Source organism: Desulforapulum autotrophicum HRM2 (genome assembly GCF_000020365.1).
In the GTDB taxonomy this organism is placed as follows: Bacteria; Desulfobacterota; Desulfobacteria; order Desulfobacterales; family Desulfobacteraceae; genus Desulforapulum; species Desulforapulum autotrophicum.
Genome location: NC_012108.1, coordinates 1,734,337 through 1,756,425, shown reverse-complemented (window position 1 = coordinate 1,756,425; position 22,089 = coordinate 1,734,337). Strand labels below are relative to the sequence as shown.

17 protein-coding genes and 1 pseudogene are annotated in these 22,089 nt (G+C 48.0%); 11 read left to right on the top strand and 7 right to left on the bottom strand.

Features of this window, described 5'->3' with window-relative positions; all coding sequences use genetic code 11:
• Positions 1-11: 11 nt before the first annotated feature.
• From HRM2_RS07620 to HRM2_RS07600, 5 genes are all read right to left on the bottom strand, one after another.
• On the bottom strand, positions 12-665 hold the full coding sequence (locus tag HRM2_RS07620; RefSeq protein WP_015903428.1) for an amino acid ABC transporter permease: 654 nt from the start codon (positions 663-665) through the stop codon (positions 12-14).
• Positions 666-667: 2 nt separating this feature from the next.
• Positions 668-1,348 carry an amino acid ABC transporter permease gene (locus HRM2_RS07615; protein WP_015903427.1) on the bottom strand — a complete coding sequence of 227 codons (681 nt, stop codon included), beginning with the start codon at positions 1,346-1,348 and terminating at the stop codon, positions 668-670.
• Positions 1,349-1,452: 104 nt separating this feature from the next.
• Positions 1,453-2,256 (bottom strand): ABC transporter substrate-binding protein, encoded by an 804-nt coding sequence (locus tag HRM2_RS07610; RefSeq protein ID WP_015903426.1) that lies wholly within the window; start codon positions 2,254-2,256, stop codon positions 1,453-1,455.
• 142 nt (positions 2,257-2,398) lie between these two features.
• Positions 2,399-3,586, bottom strand: coding sequence for a saccharopine dehydrogenase family protein (locus HRM2_RS07605; RefSeq protein WP_015903425.1), 1,188 nt, complete (start codon positions 3,584-3,586; stop codon positions 2,399-2,401).
• Between the two features lie 434 nt (positions 3,587-4,020).
• Positions 4,021-4,680, bottom strand: coding sequence for a GntR family transcriptional regulator (locus HRM2_RS07600; RefSeq protein WP_015903424.1), 660 nt, complete (start codon positions 4,678-4,680; stop codon positions 4,021-4,023).
• Positions 4,681-5,207: 527 nt separating this feature from the next.
• Between HRM2_RS07600 and HRM2_RS07595 the strand changes: the two genes are divergently transcribed.
• From HRM2_RS07595 to HRM2_RS07585, 3 genes are all read left to right on the top strand, one after another.
• Positions 5,208-6,626 (top strand): hypothetical protein, encoded by a 1,419-nt coding sequence (locus HRM2_RS07595; protein ID WP_015903423.1) that lies wholly within the window; start codon positions 5,208-5,210, stop codon positions 6,624-6,626.
• 93 nt (positions 6,627-6,719) lie between these two features.
• Complete coding sequence (locus tag HRM2_RS07590; protein ID WP_015903422.1) at positions 6,720-8,489, top strand: FG-GAP repeat domain-containing protein; 1,770 nt, start codon at positions 6,720-6,722, stop codon at positions 8,487-8,489.
• A gap of 20 nt (positions 8,490-8,509) precedes the next feature.
• Positions 8,510-10,318 (top strand): acyl-CoA dehydrogenase, encoded by a 1,809-nt coding sequence (locus tag HRM2_RS07585; protein ID WP_015903421.1) that lies wholly within the window; start codon positions 8,510-8,512, stop codon positions 10,316-10,318.
• A 292-nt stretch (positions 10,319-10,610) separates the two neighbouring features.
• Here the strand turns inward: HRM2_RS07585 and pylB are convergent, their stop codons facing one another.
• On the bottom strand, positions 10,611-11,678 hold the full coding sequence (pylB, locus tag HRM2_RS07580) for a methylornithine synthase PylB (protein ID WP_015903420.1): 1,068 nt from the start codon (positions 11,676-11,678) through the stop codon (positions 10,611-10,613).
• A gap of 184 nt (positions 11,679-11,862) precedes the next feature.
• Here pylB and HRM2_RS25925 point away from each other — a divergent pair.
• A pseudogene (locus tag HRM2_RS25925) lies at positions 11,863-11,964 on the top strand (transposase); the annotation flags it as partial.
• 25 nt (positions 11,965-11,989) lie between these two features.
• Here HRM2_RS25925 and pylSn read toward each other — a convergent pair.
• Complete coding sequence (gene pylSn / locus HRM2_RS07575) at positions 11,990-12,343, bottom strand: pyrrolysine--tRNA(Pyl) ligase small subunit (protein ID WP_015903419.1); 354 nt, start codon at positions 12,341-12,343, stop codon at positions 11,990-11,992.
• 150 nt (positions 12,344-12,493) lie between these two features.
• Between pylSn and HRM2_RS07570 the strand changes: the two genes are divergently transcribed.
• The 7 genes from HRM2_RS07570 (at position 12,494) to nrfD (ending at position 22,088) form a co-directional block, all read left to right on the top strand.
• Positions 12,494-12,811: a hypothetical protein gene (locus HRM2_RS07570; protein WP_015903418.1), complete on the top strand. Its 318-nt coding sequence runs from the start codon at positions 12,494-12,496 to the stop codon at positions 12,809-12,811.
• A gap of 562 nt (positions 12,812-13,373) precedes the next feature.
• Positions 13,374-13,859 carry a universal stress protein gene (locus tag HRM2_RS07565; RefSeq protein ID WP_015903417.1) on the top strand — a complete coding sequence of 162 codons (486 nt, stop codon included), beginning with the start codon at positions 13,374-13,376 and terminating at the stop codon, positions 13,857-13,859.
• Positions 13,860-14,446: 587 nt separating this feature from the next.
• On the top strand, positions 14,447-14,701 hold the full coding sequence (locus tag HRM2_RS07560) for a hypothetical protein (RefSeq protein ID WP_015903415.1): 255 nt from the start codon (positions 14,447-14,449) through the stop codon (positions 14,699-14,701).
• Complete coding sequence (locus HRM2_RS07555) at positions 14,698-16,413, top strand: ABC1 kinase family protein (protein ID WP_015903414.1); 1,716 nt, start codon at positions 14,698-14,700, stop codon at positions 16,411-16,413. Before HRM2_RS07560 ends, HRM2_RS07555 begins: the two co-directional genes overlap by 4 nt.
• Before the next feature lie 100 nt (positions 16,414-16,513).
• A complete protein-coding gene (ubiE, locus tag HRM2_RS07550) occupies positions 16,514-17,308 on the top strand; it encodes a bifunctional demethylmenaquinone methyltransferase/2-methoxy-6-polyprenyl-1,4-benzoquinol methylase UbiE (protein WP_148214580.1) in 795 nt (264 codons plus the stop codon).
• Positions 17,309-17,507: 199 nt separating this feature from the next.
• A complete protein-coding gene (locus HRM2_RS07545; RefSeq protein ID WP_015903412.1) occupies positions 17,508-20,522 on the top strand; it encodes a 4Fe-4S dicluster domain-containing protein in 3,015 nt (1,004 codons plus the stop codon).
• Between the two features lie 249 nt (positions 20,523-20,771).
• Positions 20,772-22,088, top strand: a complete 1,317-nt coding sequence (gene nrfD, locus HRM2_RS07540) for an NrfD/PsrC family molybdoenzyme membrane anchor subunit (RefSeq protein ID WP_015903411.1) — start codon at positions 20,772-20,774, stop codon at positions 22,086-22,088.
• Position 22,089: the final 1 nt, after the last annotated feature.

Here is a 22,089-nt window from a genome sequence, read left to right as displayed (position 1 = left end):
TCCTTAAGGTGTTAAACCGCCATTTTTCGTTCCAGATAGTTGGACAGAAGAATCAGGGGATAGGAGATGACAAAGTAGAGAATACCCACCAGGGAAAACACCATCAGCCCTTCGGGGATCCGGATTACGGTGATCCATCCCACCCGGGTCAGATCCATCACCCCGATCACCGATACCACCGAGGTATCTTTTATCAGCAGGACAAACTGCCCCACAAGGGGGGGAAGAATCACCCGCATGGCCTGGGGCAGAATAACCAGGCGCATCTGCTGAATCCGACTCAGGCCGGAAGATTCTGCGGCCTCCCACTGCCCCTTGGAAATGGACGCAATGCCACCGGCCACAATTTCACAGATAAAAGCCGAACCCATGATGGCCATGGCCAGAAGGGCTGCCGAAAAGGCTTCCAATTGAAGTCCCCATTCAGGAAAAATAAAAAAGATAATGAACACCTGGACGACAAAGGGGGTTCCCCTTACAAACGAGACATAGACCCCGATGATCCACTTGAGAATCACACTTTTACCGGACCTCAATATCCCCAGGCTGAATCCGAGCACCGTACAGACCCCCAGACTGATAAAGGCGATCTGTGTGGTCATCCACAGACCCTTTAGAAAAAGGGGCAAAATCTCCACAAGCCGGTTGAAATAAAATCCCATCATGATCAATACACCTCCCTGAAAATCAACTTTTTCTGGGACCAGTCGGCCAGGGATTTAAGCACAAAATAAATGCACATATAAAAAAAGGCAACCGTTAAGAAAGCCTCGGTGGGCATGAAACGTTCCGAAGTCAGGACCTGGCCGCACCGGGTCAATTCTGCCACTGAAATCAAGGAAAGCAGGGCTGAATCCTTGACCAGGACAATGGCCTGGCCCAGCAAAGGAGGAATGGTAGCCCCCAGAGCCTGGGGCAGGATGATAAACCGCATCCGCTGGACGTAATTCAAACCAGATGAAATCCCGGCTTCAATGTGACCTTCATCCACGGAACTGATCCCTGCCCGTATAATTTCAGCAATATAGGCCCCTGAGTTGAGCATCAGAGCAAGGATTCCAGTCTGTATCTCTGGAATTCTGACACCCAGGGTGGGTAACCCGAAATAGAAAAAATAAATCTGAACCAGAAGCGGGGTGGACCTGATCAGCTCAATATAGGCGATGGCGGGATACTTCAGGTATTTAATCTGTGAAATCCGGCATGCGCAGGCAATAACTCCGACGACCAGCGCCAGGAAAATAGACGCCGTGGAAATTAAAAAAGTGGCACCCAGCCCATGTAAAAAAAGCGGCAGGTACTCCATGATAATTCTAAAATTAAAATCAGCCAGCATATTACCATCCATTGGTAAATTCAGTATGCCTTCCCAAACAACTCAGGAAGGCACACCGTAATTATCGGTCTAACCCATGGCCTCAACGATACCCATGTGAAGATGATTTTTCCGGCCTAGTGATCTTTTTTCCAATCAATACCTTCCATCCAATAAGCGATATTTCTGTCATATTCGCCGCTGGAACGAATGGTCTGAAAATAAAGATTAATCCACTGCCACAGGTTCACAGCCTCATGACGGACGGCAAAGGCAAGGGGATCTTTTCCCTGGCCCAGTCGTTTGTCAAGCAAGCGGACTGAATTGGGGGGAAAGTCAGAAAGAACGGTAAGAACCGCCAGGTCATCATTTACACCGGCATCCACATGTCCGGCAACAAGGGCCTGGACAATCATCCGACCGCCGCCTTTGTAGGCCTTGATTTTGGCATTGGGCAGATACGTTCTGGCGATGTTCTCACCTGTGGAGCCCAGAAGAACACCCACCGTGACATCAGATTTATTCACATCTTCCAGGGTCTGGTACGCTTTGTCGGTGCGGGTAAAGATACAGGGCTGAACATAGATCCAGGGGTCGGTAAAGGTAATTTTCAACGACCGCTTCAGGGTCGGGGTCATATCCGCGGCCAGGATATCGGCCTTGCCGGAAAGAAGGGCAGGAATCAGTCCGTCCCAGTCAAAATCCAGTATTTTGAGCTTCACGCCCATGGCATCGGCCATTCCTTTAGTAAACTCAATCATGGATCCTGTGTGGTCACCGTTCTTATCAATAAAGGCATAGGGCGGGTTTCCTGACTGAACGGCGACCCTGAGTTCGCCTCGTTTCACGATATCCGTCAGGTTGTTGGCAAAGCTTAGTCCTGAAAAGGACAGCGCAATGAGAAAAGCAAGGGCCATGGTTAACATCTGTTTCAATTTCATTTTTTCTCCTTATTTTAGAGTCAATGACCTTCCGTCAAAGGCGGAGGCCGGTAATGTGAACCGCGCATATAGGGCCATGAAAATATTAAAACACGCCAATAGAATGCTGGATTTCTGCTTGGTTTTATTATTTCCATGGCCCCTATTCCAGAACAATAAATTCCTCATTAATTTGTATACCTCGATCTTTCAGGCCGGATAGTAATGGGACCACCGGAATATGATGCAGCGGGGAAAGCACACCTTTTTCCTTAATATCCCCCCTGGCGATCATCCGGGCTGTAATGGCGGCAGTATACCCCACACCCTTGCTCATGGCAGTGATTCCCGTTTCCAGGTCCCTTTCAATAAGCATGGTACTGGTGAACCGGGCCTTTTTACCCTCTTTTAGGCCTTCAAAGACGTTGATCATTGTAACCAGGTCTTTTTCATCTTTCTGGTATTCCAATTGGGGACCTAGGAATTTATCCAGAAAATCAATGGGAGAAATTGTTCCGGCAAGGCCTTTTACCGGTTCATCACTTAAGAACCCCAGTTGTTTCAAAGGCCGCCAGAAAGCACTCCAGCCCGGCCATCTCAAGGAATATCGCCCGGTTTCCACAATGGTGTCTGTGACACCCAGAAAATCTGTAAAAATAACAGCATCACCGTTGGGGATGGCCTCCAGGGGCCCCAGTCCCGGAAAATCAATGGTGTGGAGAAATCGTTCATCATGCTGATTCATGGCCGGGATATCGACTATTTTACCATCTTTGATGATTCGTCCCTGGCGCATGGTAGAGTTCAACACCCCTCTCCATATCCAGGATAATTTATAATTCAACGGGTTGGTACAGGCTTTTTTTTCCGGGAATCCACCGCAGTAGGAATTGATCAAATGGAGCTGGTCAAGTCGTCTGGTCGCATCTCCATAGATGACCAGATCAATACCCGGGTCCAGTCCACATTCGGGCATAATTGCAATCCCGGCCTGCTTTGCCTGGCTGTCCAGTTTTCTTAATTCGTGGCCATAGTTGGCATTGACAATGTCAACCTTTGCTTCCAGGGCCGCTTCATACACAGCCTCTTCAAAGGAACTTGGCAAAAGGTCAATGACGATATCCACTTTTCCATAAAGGTCGATCAATTGATCTTTTTGCCGGGCATCCAGGACCACGGTGGTAATTTTGGCCATGTCCACAAACGGTTTGATTTGCTCCAGCGCGTCAAACCGGATATCGGCGCAGATGATTTCACCAATGTCCGGATCTGGGGCCAGATCATACAAAACCGTTCGGCCCTGAATTCCACATCCACCAAGCACAAGAACTTTCATCTTTTCCTCTTTCATAATTCCATGGTTCTCCTGAAAACAATTCAACTTTCAAGTACCTGTCTGGTTGATCTTTTCCAAGGCAAACATCACTTGATTTTTATTTGAGACATTCACCAAAACATCTTCATTGGAAGAACTTCAAATTTCGTTGTGGCCGAGAACAAATCCCCCTGCTCCAGCCGTTCCGATTACTTCCCTTGATCCACCCCTTTAAAAAGAATAAAATGTATACATAAGAATCGTTCCCTTTATTTGTCAACATTTTTTTTGTTTCAATCACCCACGGCAAAGGCGGCCACCAGGACATATTCAGCTATAAAAGGGTTCTAACGCATTTCAATTCGGCAGCATCCAAACACAATGGCCCATCAATCCTCATTCCTCAATGGGTAAGGGCCATGGGTCTATTCAGAATATCAGGGGTGTCATTTATGTGCAGATGGGCTGGCTTAAAGTTTTATGAACAATTGTTCAAAGGTCGTTCTCACGTGTTGCCTCATGAGATGTTCGGCTTTTTCTTCATTCCGGTTTTCAATGGCAGCGGTAATTTCCAGATGCTGCTGGGGCTCTTGAACCTGACTATCCATGGTCAAACTACTGTAATATTTATCAAAAAAAAATATATAGACATTTGAACGGCAAAAAGCATGGCGACAATAGTGTTCAAGGTATTTGTTCTGGCTGAACCTGGCAATACTCAAATGAAAATCCTCATTGATCTCCACATAGAGTAGTTTGGATGCATGGTTGCCGAAATTTTGAACTTTGTTTTCTTTTTCAATCAGGCCGTAGAGATACTGAACCTCCTCATCTGTCGCACACCGCGCTGCTGAGGCTGCAGCAAGACCCTCAATATGCTCCCTGGCATAAAAAATATGACGGGCGTCTTCTGGAGTCGCCAAAGGGATAAAGCACCCTTTTTTCTTTTTTTTATCCAGAAAGCCTTCTGCGATAAGCTGCCCCAATGCATGGCGGACAGGTGTTCTGCTTAACCCAAGGGACTCTGAAAGTTCGGTTTCAAAAAGGAACTCACCGGGTTTAAAATGATTTTTAAAAATCAGGTCGAGAATGGCCTTGTATGCAAATTCATCCAGATTCGTTTTTGCCATTGCTCCTCCTTTTAGAAAATATTGATGTATACATAAATCAGAAAAAACCCCATTGTCAATTGTTTTTAACTCTAGTTTCAGACTTTAACTTTGATGATCAGGTCTTGTGTTATTGTGCTTTTGACAATGTCTTGTCCCTGTTTCCAAGCCGAACAAAAGTGCAAGCCCCATGCAACATGCCCCCATGTAACTGCCAATCCCGAAAATTGCGTTTTAAAAATAACATTAAAAGAAACATTTGCGATCCTTGTCTATCCATTCAGGTTACAAAATCAAAATTTGCGATTTACCATTTGCTTTGTTAAAGCGAAATTGATAAGGAACTAAATATCCTGAGAAATTTTAGCCATTACTGTGTGACAAAACACAATACGTATTTTTATCGTATAACAATTAATAATTCACCGTGTCCTTTGTTCAGGGCCTTGCGCGTATGCTTTTGTTCAACCTTGTCTTTGGTTTGATGCAGGCAGTAATTGATACTGTTTTGCTTTTTATAACAGACCCTTACCTAAAAGGAGAAAAGGATGATGAAAAAAAGCTTGGTATGGCTAATGTGTCTCGCATTTCTAAGTTTTCCCATTGGTGCCGCAGCAAAAATGGGATCCGGTCAGGTCATCACAAAAAGCAAGGATATTGATATCACCATGTTCGGCTCCCTGAAGGTGTTTCCCTTTTTTGTTGATAATGCCGATTTTAACAGCGACGATACGGGATATGATCGCCTTTTGGACGAATCGGGTTGGTTTGAAAATCACAGTGTCAGATCCGAAATCAGGGTCGGCTGGACCGCAAAAGCGGAAAATTGGGATTTTTTAATAATCCTTGAGTCTGATTTCAACATGAACAAGGCAAACGCGGACAGGGGGGCCGATGCTACCAGTCCGGATGACAGCGGCATGACAGGCGAAGACTTTGGTGTTGAAAAACTTAATTTCGGATACAATTTCGGACCCTTCAGGATTGATACCGGTTGGAATACCAAATTTCTGGATCTAAAAACCGGTGGCATCCTCTACGGAGATGACCATCCCTACATTGCCTTCAGCGGCAAGGTAAACGAGGCCATGGGCTGGGAAATCATGTATCTCATGATTCAGGATGAAATCGAGAACAATAACGGTATTTTCGATGGCGACAGCCTGGACTGGCGTGCCTATACATTTCGATTGAATTATGAACTCAACGATTTTACCCTGGCCCCCATTTATGCATTTAGCGATAATGAAGATCATGACGCACAAACCCATTATCTCGGATTTGAGGTTTATGGGAAAATCGGTGCCTTTACCCCCCGGTTTGAATTTGTTTACGCCACAGGCGACATAGGCAATGGGGATTCTGAAGCCGATATATCGGCATTCGGGGCATATGGATCACTGGAGATGGAAGTCAATAAAAAATTCAAGCCATATATCGGCGGTTACTTCATGACCGGTGATGATGACGCCAATGACAAAGATGTGGAAGCCTTTAATGGAATTACCAATATTTCCAGGTATAGCCCGACCTTTGGGATGGAAAATGCCATGATCTATCGATACATCCCTGCCATTGGATCCCACCTTTACAGCAACAACTTTGCCACCCTTGGAAATACGCCAGGGTACGGTGGGATATCAAACTCCTCCAAGGCCGACTCTCCGGGCATGATGATGCTGGGACTTGGGGCAAAAGGTGCCATGGGCGCATGGGGATACCAGGCCCAGGTCATGTATTTTCTTTTTGAGGAAACTGGTGCCCTTGAAGATTCCTACGGGACAGACATTGACAGTGAGGTGGGCACTGAAATGGACCTCCGTGTCACCTATGCGTTTAATGAACATTTCTCCCTTGGAAATGTAATCTCCGTCTTCATCCCGGGCGATGGGGTTCAAGATCTCCGGGGCGATGATTACGATGATACCGCATTTCTCAACACAATTGAAATAACCTGGAACTTTTAAGCAGCTCTTTAAATTGTTTTTTGACCGTCCGGCCCGTTCCCTTGAACGTGGCCGGGCAATTTTTTCCACGACTGGTTAAACCACGGGGGATAAATGAATAATAAAAAATCGTTTGCATGGTTCACTCTCTTCGTTTTGCTGCTCCTGTCCTATCCCAAAGCACCCCAGGCCAATGGGCTGGATTGGAGTGAAACCCTATCATTTCTCCGGGAAAAATTCCCCCGTGCATATGTACATATGGGCGATGTGGTCGAGACCAATGGCAATCGTGTGGTGTTTAATCTGAAAACAGGAACAACAGAACTTCCATCAAGGGGAAGTGAGTTGATGGTCACAAGCCATGAGCCTGGGGTACCGGTTTATTTACAAAAAGAATCCGGAATAATAAAGGTCATCTCTATTCTTGATGATAGGGTTCTTGCCCAGGGGGTGGCCTCCTTCAAAGGCAGTTTTGAAAAAGGAGATAGCATTGTGATGCCGGCATCCCCAACGGTCTATCTCTATACCCAGATAAGGGACAAGGAATCATTTTTGCCCTATAAAAACTTGCTCCAGGGACTCATTGACGAGCATCTGGAGGTCGTTGAAACCCATGATGCCACAATTTCAAACAATGGTGGTCCCTATGGGGTGCTATTGCGGTTGGATGCCGGCAATGGATATCTTGCAACAAAAATTCAGTCCATCTATTCCGGCAACACCTTTTATTCGGGTTCAGTTCCCCTTGAAACAGCCGTGGCCCTTTCAAACCCTGATGAAAACAAAGTCAACGTCAACATTCCGGAAAAGCAGGCGGTCGCGCCCATGGTGCTGGACGGGACCGTCCATCCCCGGAAAACGCAAACCCTGGATGGCGAAGGTTATTTATCCCTGGATGGTGAATATAAACGTCTTGTTTTTGCCGATATGGATGCAGATGGCAAGCAGGAGCTGATTCTGCTCAAAGACCAGGGAATCTTTGGTTTCAAGCCGGTTGATGGCAAATACCTGGCCTGGAAACACTTTTTGTTCAAAGGGTCTGACCTTTTGGGCATCCATCTCCATTGCGGAGACATGGACATGGATGGAAAAGATGAACTCCTTGTAACCCTTGTTGAAGAAACAGAGCACCTGGGGAAAAAAGACTCTATCCTTAAATCATTGATTCTCACATTTGCCAATGACACCCTTACGATTCTGGATGAGCACCTGCCGTTTTACCTTCGCACCATTCAGGACAGGGGTGGGAAAGTGGTCTTCATTGGCCAGGCAGGCGGGCAGTATGAACCCTACGCCGGTCCTATTTTTCAAATCCATTATGACAAAAACCAGAAAAAAGTCGTCAAGGGTCCATTGTACAAGCCTGCAGCCGAGGTTTTTTCATTGTATCAGTTTAACCTGGATCCCTTTGATGAGGATCGTTTGCTGATATTGGAACCCAACAATGACCTTTATGGATACCATGCCTCTTCTGAGAAAATCGGTACGATTTCACCACGGAACTACGGCGCCTATGAAGAGATATCCTATCCTGTAAAACTCAAGAAGGAAGTTTATTCACAAGGTGAATTTTATGGGATTGGATACAAAACCGTTTTTGCGCCAAGACGTTTTGTGTTGAACAAAGAACATGCCAATCTGGTCTTTTTGATCAATAAAGAGAGGGCCTCTAATATCGCAAGGGCTGCTTTCAATAAATTTCTGGGTAAATCCTCGGCAAAAGACCAGATCCTGGGGATCATGTGGCAGGGAGACAGGCTTATTGAACCCTGGAAATCCGAGGCAATGGAAAGGGACATTATCGATTTCTGCTTTGCAGGAGGTTACATCCATATCCTTGGCAGAAACACCAATGGTAATTGCTTTGTTTCGCCCATCCTTTAAAAACCGCAAAGGAGCAATAAATGGCCGAATGGATCGCAGATAAAAAAGAGATCGATTTCATCCTCTATGAAATGTTCGATGCGGAAACGTTGCTGCAGCATGACAAATTCAAAGATTTTTCAAAGAAAATGTTTGATATGGTCATTTCAGAAGCCAGGAAACTGGCCATCAAGGAAATCCTGCCGACCCTGGCGGACAGCGATCAAAACGGTGCCCGGTTTGAAAACGGACAGGTCAAAGCACCCGAGTCTTTTCACCGGGCGCGCAAAGCCGTCATTGAAGCAGAATTCACCTCCCCCACCGAAGACCCTGCCTGGGGCGGTCAGGGCCTGCCCTATCTCATCTCCATTGCCATGATGGAATATGTGATCGGCGCCAACTATGCCCTGAGCAGCTATGTCAACATGGGCCATGGCACAGGAAAAATGATCGAAATCTTTGGAACCGACCGGTTAAAGGCGCTTTTTGTTGAGAACCTCTATACGGCCCACTGGTCAGGAACCATGCTCCTCACAGAGCCTGAAGCAGGTTCGGATGTGGGGGCGCTTACAACGTCCGCAAAAAAGAATCCCGACGGTACCTATTCCATTACCGGTAACAAAATTTTCATAACCGGAGGGGATCATGACCTTGCTGAAAATATTATCCATCCAGTACTGGCACGGGTTGAAGGGGCGCCCAGCGGAAGCAAAGGTATTTCCATTTTTATTGTTCCAAAAATTTGGGTCAACGACGATAAAAGCCTTGGCAAAAACAATGATGTTCAGTGCACGGGTATCGAAGAAAAAATGGGGATGCACGGGTCTGCAACCTGCTCCATGTCCCTGGGTTCAAAAGGCAACTGCCGGGGATTCCTGCTGGGTCAGGAGAACCAGGGACTGGCCATCATGTTCCACATGATGAACGAAGCGCGCCTCAATGTCGGCTTCCAGGGAAGTTCTGCAGCGTCCATGGCCTATCTTTACGCCCTTGACTATGCAAAGCAAAGAATCCAGGGCAAAGCGCTCCATGACATGAAAAACCCTGAAGCCAAATCCGTTCCCATCATCCAGCACCCGGATGTCAGGCGCATGCTCACCTGGATGAAGGCCCATGTGGATGGCATGCGAAGTCTTGTTTTCTATGTGTCAAACCTGTTTGACACCCAGGGACTCTTCCCGGATACACCCGAAGGAGAGCAGGCAGGCAAACTCATTGAACTTCTGACCCCAATTGTTAAGGCCTATTGCGCCCAAAGAGGTTTTGAGGTGTGTGTTCAGGCAGTCCAGGTCCATGGCGGATACGGATATATCAGTGAATTTCCGGTGGAGCAACTGGTCCGGGATGTGAAAATCGCCTCGATCTATGAAGGGACCGATGGTATTCAGGCCATGGATCTTCTGGCCCGCAAACTCGGCATGGACGGCGGAAAAGTATTTACCGGACTGTTGGAAATAATAGGCAAGACCATTAAATCAGCACAGGACAACACAACACTTGCTCCCCTGGCAGACGAGCTCGAAAAAACGGTGAATGCCCTATGCCTTACAGCAATGGTTATCGGCGGTACAGCCAGGTCAAAGAAATATGCAACAGCCTTTGCCCATGCATATCCTTTTCTGGATGTGATCGGGGATGTTTGCCTTGGATGGATGCACCTGTGGCGGGCCAAGGCGGCAGCAGACGCCCTTGGGAACAATACCAAAGGAAAAAGTCGCCTCTTTTATGAAGGCATTATCCACACTGCACGATTTTACATCCAAACGGTTTTACCGGTAACCCTGGGAAAAATGAATTCAGTTCAGGCCCTTTGCGATGCCTCCTTGACCATAGATCAGACGGCCTTTTAATATGTGTCCTTCCCATCCCGGAAGGCTGCCACACAGGATTGATATCAAACGAAATATCATCATTGATTTTGTATTTTTTTATATGAAACACTCACCGAAGCATTGTCAATGAAGGTGTTTCAAAATTCGTTGTGGCCAGAGCAGACACCTCGCTCCGGCCGTGCCGGTTATAGGGTTATTTCCACTCCCTGTTTGCAGGTCATGGCAATATTTTCAGCCAAAGGAACAGATCATCTCACCTGTTGTACCGGATGAGATTCTGAGTGTCTGTCCTTAAAAACGGCAGTTCCATCTATTTTTCTATCCAGGAGCGATACTCCCCGACCTCAGCCACAGTCAAGCCACAGGAGGTCAGAATGGGAACAATGGAATCATGGGTACGTCTGGCATCCTCAATGTCAAGGGAGTTATGGGCCACACCGGCCAGGCCCTTTTGGGGGGGAACAATACTGGTGATGACATTGGCGCCAGCATCCAGTCTGGCTTTGAGCCCATCCAGCCCATCCACATCCAGGGATGCCGGAATTAATCTGTCTGGAAACAATAACCGCATGACGGCAATGATGATCAGCTCTTTCAGGTTCTCACTGGGAGGCACATCCACCATGGGGGTTCCCTTCTGGGGGACAAAGGTCATGACCCGGACCTGATGAGCATCCAAGTCTGCCATCATCTCCATGGAAGTGGCCAGATCATCCACGGATTCACCCACACCGGTGAGGAGCCCCTCTTCGATGAGCATACCAAGCTTCCTGGCCGTGCGTTTTCTGAGCATTCGTTCGTCAAAATCCTGGCCGGGTCGAAGGCGGTTGTAAAGTGACCGGGTGTGCGTCTCCTGGTAACAGGCATACCAGGTGACCCCGGCATCCGCCAGCATTTTAAGGGCATGATCCGGCATCACCCCCGGAGAAATCATCACCGGTAGCCCAGTCTCCTGCTGCACCTTGCGGCAAATGTCAGCAAGTCGTTCAAATCCTCTGTCACCATCGGCAAACAGTTCAGGATCTTCCCCCATTGTAAGATCAATAAGATGCACACCGGTGTCGGCCATTTCTCTTGCAGCGGCCAGAATCTCGGATTCGTTTTTTCGATACCGGGAAAGGGCATGATTCGCTTGTCTGTACTGGCAGAATCGACAATTATTTCGGCAAAAAGTACTGAAATAAAGGAATCCATACAAAAAGACCCTGTCTCCAAAATGCTTTCTACGAACTTCCCTGGCTGTTTTAAACAGCCTTTCAATCTCTTCATCATGGGAAAGGCTGAGCAAGAATTTGATTTGATTTCGGTCGGCCTTGCCACCACCCGCCAGATGATTTAAAAGTTCCGGCAAATAAAGAACTGCTGGCTCTGTCTGCATGATTTCCTCCACTGGTGTAACTTCTGCCAAATAAAAAATCAGGCTTTTTCAGAGTTTCTCGCTGAAAAAGCCTGACAATAACCCACTACCTCTAACCGAATAACCCAAAACACAACTTATGGTTCTATCTTCTATCAGTTGGTTTGTAACACGCTGGTATAAAGTACCGTAGAAAAGCCATCTGATGTTTAAAGTTGAGTATCATTTTGTTTGGGCGACCAAGTATCGTTATCACCTACTGCAAGGTGATATTGCCCTTTGTGTTCAAGAACTTGTTCGTCAAACTGAATGAATCAACCGGCCTAAGCCGGTCATGCATCTTTATCCCCCGTCAGCATGGAACCCTGATGCCGTTTAAACATGGTTGAAGAATATTTTTGAAGTTTCCAGTCAGGCACTCCGCATTTGGGGCAGACCTGGCTGAACCATTTATTCCGCAACCAGCGGGCCGCCCGGCTGTTCTGGGAATTTTTAATCAGAAATTCTTTGTTGCAGTGGGTGATGACACGGGCGGTGTCCCCTGCGATGACCACGGAACGGATACCATGAAGTTGACCGGTTCGAGATGGCCACAACTTGATCTTGTTAACAAGATTTAGCAGAGGGACCCGTTTCCTGTAGAACCGTTTCTTAATGGCCTTGGGTGGCCTTTCTTCCGTTGTCATTTTGCACTATCTCCTTCCATGGACAAAGCATTTTTTGATCTTACGGGATGTTTATACGCTGATTCCACTTGATTTTCAAGGACAAATCCTTTCACTATCTTGAACACCAAACAGGTTCACCCCAAGTATCCATTCAAGGGATTGGCGTAATTGGGCTTTGAGCATCATGGCACTGATGATTTTGAAGGGGCAAGCGGCAACACACCTGTCAATCCCGAAAATCACATCACCATGCACGAATCACAATCGCATCGAATAAGACATTTAAAGTTAATAAAAACTGTAGTACGTGAGTATTTCAGCTTTATGCAGCAACGCGGCAGGTGGGTAAAATTTCGTTCAAACACTAAATACGTGGAGCAACGGGATCATGTGGCCAGTGTTGTTGTCGGGCTTGACGTATGGGCATTTTTTGTGGCGGAGAGCCCGGGAGTCGCACCCGGCTGCATGGATTTAGAGTCCATGTGATCACATCCGATCCACCCTCCACTATTTAAGACTAAGACCGTGTTTAACAAGTATGCACATTAAATACAATACTTTGTTTGACCGATATTGAATTTCAGCATCTTTTACACAATGATTCTTTTTTCCCCACAGCACTGCTAACCGGGATCAGATTTATATGAGTACTGTTATTGACCGGAGCCGGTGCGAATCAAAAAAGACACTGATGATTCCAGTGCACCTATGCGGAGGGATTCAATGGTCTGAACGGCCTGCCTGCCTGGAAACCCATAGGCGTTTTTCGGGAACTGGACCTGTTTTTTGAAATGGAAAAATCCTGAATCGGTTCTAAAACCACACGTCAGTTTTTTTTACACTCTGGTAAATCCACAGCTTATTTCAGAAAAGAAAACCCCCGGTTGAAAAGATAGATTCCAGCCGTCTCCCCCATGGATCAAGGACTTTTATTTTTCAATAACACTGGCACACCACTTGCTACAATATAGAATTGAATAAAATTTAAAAGAATTAAGAGGCAACTATTAATTCTGAACAATCCATCATAGACAAAGGAGAATCCCAAATGAATAGAATAAAAAAGATATTGGCCTGTATTGACCTGTCACCTTATTCCTTGAACACGCTGAAATATGCGATAGAGTTTGCAAAGGACACGGGGGCTAAAGTCGTTGTATTTAACGTGATCAACCAGCATGAGATAAGCAGTATTGAAGCATACAATCTTCACTATCCCAGTTTTGTTGCCGAAAAAATCCCCACAAAAGAATATATAGACGAGATGCGAAAAGTACGGCTTGAAAAAATCGAAGCGCTGTTAAACGAGCATTTTGCGGATCACCGGTCACTGATAGAAGTCAAAATTGAAATAGGGGTTCCCTTTGAGGCTATTTTAGATGCCATTGAGACGGAAAAGGCGGATCTTGTCGTAATGGCCACCCAGGGCCGGGGAAATCTTTCCAGGGTCTTCTTTGGCAGCGTTGCTGAAAAAGTTTTCCGCCACTCCCCTGTTCCCGTGGTCAGTGTAAGGGACAATCAGAAACGCCATTAACAGGAGGGTATGGGTATAGGGCTTCGGCAGCAGTCTTTTAAACCATGATTAAACAGGCACGCCGAAAGCCTTGACCCCCAAAATTTAAAAGAGGTAACACCTGATCATAAAAGAATGAATGGATAAATGCTTTTTGTTAAGAAAAGTCATACTTGATTGGGATTAATGTTCCCATCATCCAGCACCCGGATGTCAGGCGTAGCCCACCTGGGGGCAGTCACACCTGCCCCCCCTGCCCTAAAGCTACACCTGACAGTTATTTTTATTCAGCAATCCATTTATTTTTCAGTTTAATAAATTCGCCTTTCTGGTGCATCTGATACATCCATAGGTTCATCCAATTCAAAAACGCAACGTCATCCCGCGGCAGCATGTAGCCAAAATCATCCTTGGTGAAGGTAATATCGGGTGTAACTGCATACAATTAAAAATAACAGAGACTGTAATTTCATGTCAATTTTTAATAAAAAGCCCAACCCCAAAAAAAATCAAATATTGGCAAGATCCCAAAGACTATGGTATCAGGGAAGGGTATTAACGTCTGAATCGATCCAACAAACAAAACGATTATAACTGGAGGTGTCACCTTGAAAAATGGCAATTGCCCCAAATGTGGTTCTGGTGAAGTCTACTCGGGTGTTGAGCTGATTCTGAAAGGAGGACCCTTTGCCAGTAATTCCATTCCTGTCAGCCTGACCAGCCTGGCCCCCATTGACAATTACGTCTGCGTCACCTGCGGATATGTGGAGCACTACATCTCAGATCCGTCAAAGCTTAAAGAGATCGCTAAGAAATGGGATAAGGCAGGATCTGAAGAAGACGAAGAGCAAGCCAAAGAATGAAACTGCTTAAATTGGGCTTGAATTTAAGGCTCCTCCGGCGATTTTTCACCATCATGGGGGTCCTTGTGTGGTTCGGGATCAAGGACATGGCCTCCCGCCTGGTCAGGCCGTTTCAACATCTCTTCAAACCATCGGATAAAGTCAGGCAGGTGGTTGAAACCGAGTTTCCCTCCCCCGGTATGATCCGTCTTGCCATGGAAAGACTGGGCCCCAGTTTTATCAAGCTCGGGCAGTTGCTCAGCACCCGGGATGATCTTTTACCCCCAGAATATGTCAGTGAGTTTAAAAAACTCCAGGACCAGATCCCCCCCCTGCCCCTGGAGACAATTGCCAGGGTACTGGAACGGGAACTGGATCGCCCCCTGGATCAAATTTTCAAGACATTCACCCCGGAAGCGATTGCAGCAGCCTCTGTGGCCCAGGTTCACGAAGCCTGGCTGTTTTCCGGTGAAAGGGTTGCCGTAAAGGTCATCCGGCCCGACATTGCCCCGATTATCCGCAAAGACATTCGCCTGATGTACTATATGGCCGAAAAACTGGAAAAATGGCTTGAAACCGGTCGAATACTGGGTGCGGTCAATCTGGTCAAAGAATTTGAGCGGACAATCTTTAATGAGCTGGACATGTTCATTGAAGCGGGAAATATCGAAAAATTTGCCGGCAATTTCAAAAACACCCCGACGATTCATATCTGCAGGGTATACCGGAAATTTACGACAAGATCCGTCCTGGTGATGGAATTTATTGACGGGTTCAAGGTGGACCAGGTGGCCGCCATAAAAGCCCACGGCATCGACCCGAAGAAGATTGCCCGGATCGGCCTGCAGTCCTTTTCCCGCCAGCTCATGGAATTTGGTTTCTTCCATGCCGACCCCCATCCCGGCAACACCATAGTCATGTTTGACGGCAGGGTAAGTATTATCGATTTCGGGCTTGTAAGTTATCTCGATGATGAGATGGTGGAGCATCTGGCCAATTTGTGCCTGGGTTTTGCAGACCGCGATTTCGATCTGGTGGTAAAGGCGCTCCAGGAGATGGGATTCCATGGAAAAAGAGGGGTAAACATCAAGGAGTTCCGGTCTGACATCAAGGATATCAGTGAGCCGTTTTATGGACGGGCCCTGACCACCATCTCAGTAAGGGAAGTTTATGACAAGGTGATGGCCCTGGTTCGAAAACACCGGATCACCATCCCCCGGAAAGTCCTTTTGATCTTGAAAACATTTGTTCAGAATGAAGCCATCGGCAAAAAGCTGGGCAGCAACACCAGTATTCTAAAGATTGCCAGACCCTATGCAGAGAAAGTTTTCCAGGAGCGCATTTCGCCTGAACGGCTGTTTAAAGATTTCGGCAATGAAGCAAAAATTGCGGCCGGCTATTTACAGAGTATGCCCAAAAGCCTCAATAAAATCCTTGAGACCGCATCCGGGGGAGATTTTGCCATAAAAGTGAGGCACACGGCGGAAAGCAAGCTTCATCAAACCCTGGAAAAAGGTCTCAACCGCATGATCGTTGGTATCATTGTTGCTGCATCAACCATTGCAGCCTCCCTGGTACTCAACTCCTCCCTGACAGTGATGGAAGTCAATCTGCCTGTTTTTGGGCTCTCCGGGATCCCCCTTACAGCCCTCCTTGGGGTGACGGGATATGTTATTTCGACATTTCTGGGACTCTGGCTGATCCTTTCCATATTGAGATCTGGTCGGCTGTGACAGCTGGTACGGTCAAGCAAAAAAATATTTTCATTTATTACGGCAAGTGCTATGACAACGACATCTTTCACATCACTATCAAATGGACCTGGACAAGAAAATGATCTTAGATTTGGATAAATGGTACAACAGAGAAAAACGACACGAACAGTTAGAAAGGCATGTATCCGAAACCCGGACGGCAACATTCGGGTTTACCGCCTATGCCGAATCCGATAAACGCCACCGGGTCAACCGGCATTTCGATACCATTGCGACAAAATATGATTTTATGAATACCCTCCTGAGCGGCGGGATTCATTATGCCTGGAAACGACGGGCCGTTGAAACACTGATGATCAAGCCCCAGGACAAAATTCTGGATGTATGCGGCGGAACAGGTGATATCGCCAGCTTGTCCGCATCCAGAACAGGCAAAAAGGGGATGTCCGTTGTATACGATATGAACCTTAAAATGATCGAACAGGGAAAACAAAAATCCATAAAAGGGGTAACCTTTGTCCAGGGGGATGCGGAAAGCATCTCTTTTCCAGATGATTCATTTGATGCGGTTTCCATTGGGTTTGGCATCCGAAACGTCACCCACCTTGAAACCGGTTTCCGGGAGATCTTCCGTGTGTTGAAAAAAGGCGGCACCATGTGCTGCCTGGAGTTCTCAAAACCTGACAATTCTGTTTTTAGATTTCTCTACGATCTGTATTCCTTCCGAATCATGCCCTTGATAGGCGGACTCATCACCGGTTCACAAGAGGCCTATACCGCATTCCCGGAATCCATAAGAGCCTTTCCCCTGCCTGAGGAGTTACGCCTGATCTTAAAAGATATCGGTTTTAAGGATATCAAAATCAGGAAACTGACCAACGGAATCGCCGTAATTCATTCAGCAAGGAAATAACGTAGACCTGCTGACCGTTGAAAATTATTGACAATCAAAAACCATTTCTATAGATTTGGACCTATAGCTTTTGGTCGTCAATTTGTGTTTTTTTGCAGACCGATGACCCCTCGATCCAAAACCGGTTTTCTCAACGGTCCTGCTGAACTGGAAAAATGTAAGAAAATTTATCCGAACCATTACCATAAAAGGATGCATAATGGATAGGCGAACATTTCTCAAGACCGCTGGAATCGGAAGCATCTCAGTTGCCTATGGCTGCAAGTCAGACTATGATAAAAACATTTTTTCCCTGGTAACGGCCCCGGAAGATTTTATTACAGGGCAGGCAGTCTGGTATGCCACAACCTGCACGGAATGCCCGGCTGGATGCGGTATCCTTGCAAAAAACCGCGAAGGCCGCGTCATTAAACTCGAAGGTAATCCCGCCCATCCGGTGAACCAGGGAAAGCTGTGCATCCGGGGACAGGCAGCCCTGCAGTCTGTATATGATCCAGACAGGCTGTTGACGCCCCAGCTCAAGACCGGCCAGACATTTAAACCCATCTCTTTTGATCAGGCCGTTGATATCCTCAAACAGCGAATGCAAGCCGCATCAGAGAGAGGAAACAACCGGGTCAAACTGTTGACCGGTATTACCTCTGATCCCCTTTGTGCCCTGCTTTCAACCACCCTGGAAGCATTTGGTGCAGGCCCTGCCGCCGTGTACGAACCCTTCGCCCACGACGCCCTGAGAAAAGCCCACGAGGCCATATTTTCAAAACCCATGCTGCCCTCTTTTCATATGGAAAAGGCCGATTTCATTCTGGGCTTTGGGGCGGATTTTATCGAGACCTGGCTGTCACCGGTTGAATATATCCGCAAATTCAAATCCATGCACAGCCTGGACAACGGTTCAAAGGGGATGTTTGTCCATGCCGGGCCTTACATGTCCCTGACCGCCGCCAATGCCGACAAGTTCATCCCCATCACTGCGGGCACAGAATATATGGTGGCCCTGGGGCTGATCCGCCAGATTCTGGAAACCCGAACCCCTGATCATCAATCTGATCAACGACTTGCCCATCTACCGGCACCGTTCGTAAAAGAACTTGCAGCGGTTGTCAAAACATACAAGGCCGACATTGTTCAAGAGTACACCGGTTTCCCGGCAGCAGACCAAAAACACCTGGCCGAATCCCTGCTCGCATCCCACAGCCCCCTGGTTCTGGGATCAACAGGCACAACGGCAGACACCTCCTTTGCCCTGGAAATGGCCGTGACCCTTTTGAATCTTCTGCTGGACAAGGATCTTTCCCTGTACGATTTTGAACAGAGGCACGCCCTTGAAAAGGTCATGACGGCAAAACAGACAGCAGATCTTTTTAAGACAGCCGTTACAGACCCCACAGATCTTTTTTTGTTCTATAACACCAATCCCCTGTTTACCTTTCCTGAAAACACGGATTTGACCGAAATCTTCAATCGCAAAGAGATCTTCAAGGTCAGTTTCTCAAATTTCATGGACGAGACCTCCCAGAACGCAGACCTTGTCTTCCCGGTCCAGCTGTCCCTGGAAACCTGGGACAGCTATGAGAGCAACACGGCATGCATTTCAACCCTCCAGCCTGCCATGGGACGACTCACCCAGGCGCCCTGCCTTGGCGATGTTTTCCTTGACCTGTCCGACGGAGAACGGAAATTTGAGGATTACTATCAATACCTTGCCGACTACCTGTATACAAATATGGCAGAAAAGAGCAAAGCAGCTTTTATTGAAACCATTCAAGCCGGCGGGATATTTCATTCCAGCAGCAAATCCGGGGCTGGCAGACCACCCCTTGATCCTGGATCGATCCAGGCACTCAAACGAGCACTTGATTCAATCGAACCTTCTGAAGCACCGGAATTAAAATTTCTGGCTGTTCCGTCAATTCGCCTCTATGACGGCCGGGGGGCCAACAAGTCCTGGCTCAATGAGATCCCCGATCCCGTGACCAGCATCGCCTGGGAAACCATGGTCATGATTCATCCGGCAACCCTTGAAGGACATGGCTTCGCCCACGGGGATATCCTGACCATTGAGTCCGGCGACCACGCCATTACAGCCCCGGTCTATTCCTACCAAGGAGTTGCCCCCGGGGTGATGGTCATGCAGACCGGCCAGGGACACAAAGCCTACGGCCGGTATGCCGCAGGATTTGGCAGCAGCCCCATTGATCTTTTGTCTGGCAGCCTTGAAACCTCTGATTTTCTCGCCTATCTAATCACACCCAGTTCGGTGAAACAGACCGGCAGGGTTGAAGCCCTTCCCCAGACAGACGGCAGCCGGTCCCAGTACAAAAGAAAAATCGCCCTGTCCATGACCGTGGGCAACAGCCATGGCGAATCTGCTGGCCATGGTGCATCCGACGGTCATGGGGAATCCGACGGCCATGGTGGAAAAGCGGGCGGGGGCCTGGATATGAACCAGTTCCCCTTAACCCTGCCAACCAAAGAAGGATACGATAAAAAACGGGATGTTTACGCGGCCCACGACCACGTGGGCTACCGGTGGGGAATGATCGTTGATCTGGACAAATGCGTGGGGTGCGGTTCCTGCGTGGCGGCCTGTTATGCGGAAAACAATATCGGCGTTGTGGGAAAAGAGCAGATCATAAACGGCCGGGAAATGGCCTGGCTGCGAATCGAACGATACCAGGACCAGAACATCGAGGACCGGCTGATTTTCCTTCCCATGATGTGCCAGCACTGCGATGATGCACCCTGCGAGTCCGTATGCCCCGTGTATGCCCCCCACCATTCCAAGGAAGGGCTCAACAACCAGGTTTACAACCGTTGTATCGGCACAAGGTTCTGTGCCCAGAACTGCCCGTACAAGGTGAGAAAATTCAACTGGTTTGACTGGGAACGTCCCAAGCCCCTCAACCTTCAGCTCAACCCCGATGTCACGGTCAGAAGCAAAGGGATCATGGAAAAATGCTCGTTCTGCATACAGAGAATAAAAAAAGCCCACGATCATGCCAAGAACGAAAACCGGGAAATCCGGGACGGGGAGATTCAGCCGGCATGCGTGCAGACCTGTCCTGCGGGGGCACTGACCTTTGGCAATTTCCTGGACAAGAACTCGGCTGTTTCCCGCCTTGCCCGGGATTTGCGGGCCTACCAGGTGCTGGGCTACCTGAATACCAAACCTGCCGTTATTTATTTGAAGAAAGTGGTGCAGGAATTATAACCGGCACGGCCGGAGCGAGAGGGGTATTTGGCCACAACGAACAATGAAACACGATAGCAGTAGGCAGGCGGGGACGGGTGTTGGCCTGAACGGGTTAAATGGCAACGGTGGACACGAGGTCCAAGGAGTTGCCATTTCCCTCGGAGCAGGCCATGGACGGCCTGCGAGAATGAGAGAAGGGTAACACCCGTCCCCGTCTGCCGGTCGAAACAAGTTTCTTATAAACCTTCAACCAGAGGTTTTAAACCTATGTCTTCTACGTCTCAATTGACCTTTGAAACAATCAACACCACGGTCCTGAACACGCTGACCCGTCCGGGAAAGGCCTATTGGTGCATCATCGCCCTGATGTTCTGCGGGGCAGTCATGGGCGCGTCCTGCTGGGCCTACCAGATCTTTGTGGGTGTGGGCGTGGCCGGCATGAACACACCGGTCCACTGGGGCACCTATCTGATCAACTTTGTCTTCTGGGTGGGAATTGCCCATTCCGGCACCCTGATTTCCGCCATCTTGTTCCTGTTCAGGGCAGGATGGAGAAACCCCATTGCCAGGGCTGCTGAGACCATGACCGTCTTTGCCGTGTGCATTGCAGGGCTTTTTCCCTTCATCCACCTGGGCCGTGCCTGGCTGGTGTTTTATATGCTGCCCCTTCCCAACCAGCGGACGTTGTGGCCCAACTTTCAATCGCCCCTGATGTTTGACGTTATTGCCATCAGTACCTATCTCACCGTGAGCAGTCTTTTCTGGTATACCGGCCTTATCCCGGATTTGGCCATTATCAGGGACAGGTCTGAAGGGGTACGCAAAAAGATCTTCAAGGTTCTCTCCCTTGGATGGTCCGGGAAAACCGGTCAATGGATGAACTATTCAAGGGCCTATCTGTTGTTTGCAGGCCTTGCCACCCCCCTGGTTATTTCCGTCCACAGTGTGGTGTCCTGGGACTTTGCCCTGAGCGTGATACCCGGCTGGCACACCACCATTTTTGCCCCCTACTTTGTGGCCGGCGCCATCCATTCAGGCCTTGCCATGGTGCTGACCCTGAGCATTCCCCTGAGGAAAATTCTCAAGTACGAAGCGCTGATCACCATGGACGTACTTGAAAGCATCGCAAAAACCATTGTTTTTACCGGCATCATTGTCGGCTTTGCCTATGGCACTGAATTGTTCATCGCCTGGTACAGCCGCAACACCATTGAGATGGAAACCTTCTGGTGGCGCGCCTTTGGCCATTATGCACCCGAATACTGGATCATGGTGGTCTGCAACACCGTCATCCCACTCTTGTATTTATCCAAAAAAATCAGAACCCACGTCATTCCTCTGTTCGTCATCTCGATTTTTGTCAATATCGGCATGTGGTTTGAGCGGTTCGTCATCATCGCCGGCAGCGTTGCCCATGACTTTCTGCCCAATGCCTGGGGGCATTACCGTCCCACATGGGTTGAGGGGGGCATCATGGTGGGGGCTTTCTGCCTTTTCTTTTTCCTGTTTCTGCTGTTTGTCAAGCACCTGCCATCGGTTTCCATGACTGAAATGAAAGAAATGATACATCACAAAACGGAGTAAT

Coding starts and splice junctions, on each gene's coding strand:
- HRM2_RS07610 (WP_015903426.1), bottom strand. CDS start 2,256: ATGAAATTGAAACAGATGTTAACCATGGCCCTTGCTTTTCTCATTGCG.
- pylSn (WP_015903419.1), bottom strand. CDS start 12,343: ATGACAACGGAAGAAAGGCCACCCAAGGCCATTAAGAAACGGTTCTAC.
- HRM2_RS07545 (WP_015903412.1), top strand. CDS start 17,508: ATGGATAGGCGAACATTTCTCAAGACCGCTGGAATCGGAAGCATCTCA.
- HRM2_RS07605 (WP_015903425.1), bottom strand. CDS start 3,586: ATGAAAGAGGAAAAGATGAAAGTTCTTGTGCTTGGTGGATGTGGAATT.
- HRM2_RS07615 (WP_015903427.1), bottom strand. CDS start 1,348: ATGGATGGTAATATGCTGGCTGATTTTAATTTTAGAATTATCATGGAG.
- HRM2_RS07600 (WP_015903424.1), bottom strand. CDS start 4,680: ATGGCAAAAACGAATCTGGATGAATTTGCATACAAGGCCATTCTCGAC.
- ubiE (WP_148214580.1), top strand. CDS start 16,514: ATGATCTTAGATTTGGATAAATGGTACAACAGAGAAAAACGACACGAA.
- HRM2_RS07595 (WP_015903423.1), top strand. CDS start 5,208: ATGATGAAAAAAAGCTTGGTATGGCTAATGTGTCTCGCATTTCTAAGT.
- HRM2_RS07555 (WP_015903414.1), top strand. CDS start 14,698: ATGAAACTGCTTAAATTGGGCTTGAATTTAAGGCTCCTCCGGCGATTT.
- HRM2_RS07585 (WP_015903421.1), top strand. CDS start 8,510: ATGGCCGAATGGATCGCAGATAAAAAAGAGATCGATTTCATCCTCTAT.
- HRM2_RS07620 (WP_015903428.1), bottom strand. CDS start 665: ATGATGGGATTTTATTTCAACCGGCTTGTGGAGATTTTGCCCCTTTTT.
- HRM2_RS07590 (WP_015903422.1), top strand. CDS start 6,720: ATGAATAATAAAAAATCGTTTGCATGGTTCACTCTCTTCGTTTTGCTG.
- pylB (WP_015903420.1), bottom strand. CDS start 11,678: ATGCAGACAGAGCCAGCAGTTCTTTATTTGCCGGAACTTTTAAATCAT.
- HRM2_RS07565 (WP_015903417.1), top strand. CDS start 13,374: ATGAATAGAATAAAAAAGATATTGGCCTGTATTGACCTGTCACCTTAT.
- nrfD (WP_015903411.1), top strand. CDS start 20,772: ATGTCTTCTACGTCTCAATTGACCTTTGAAACAATCAACACCACGGTC.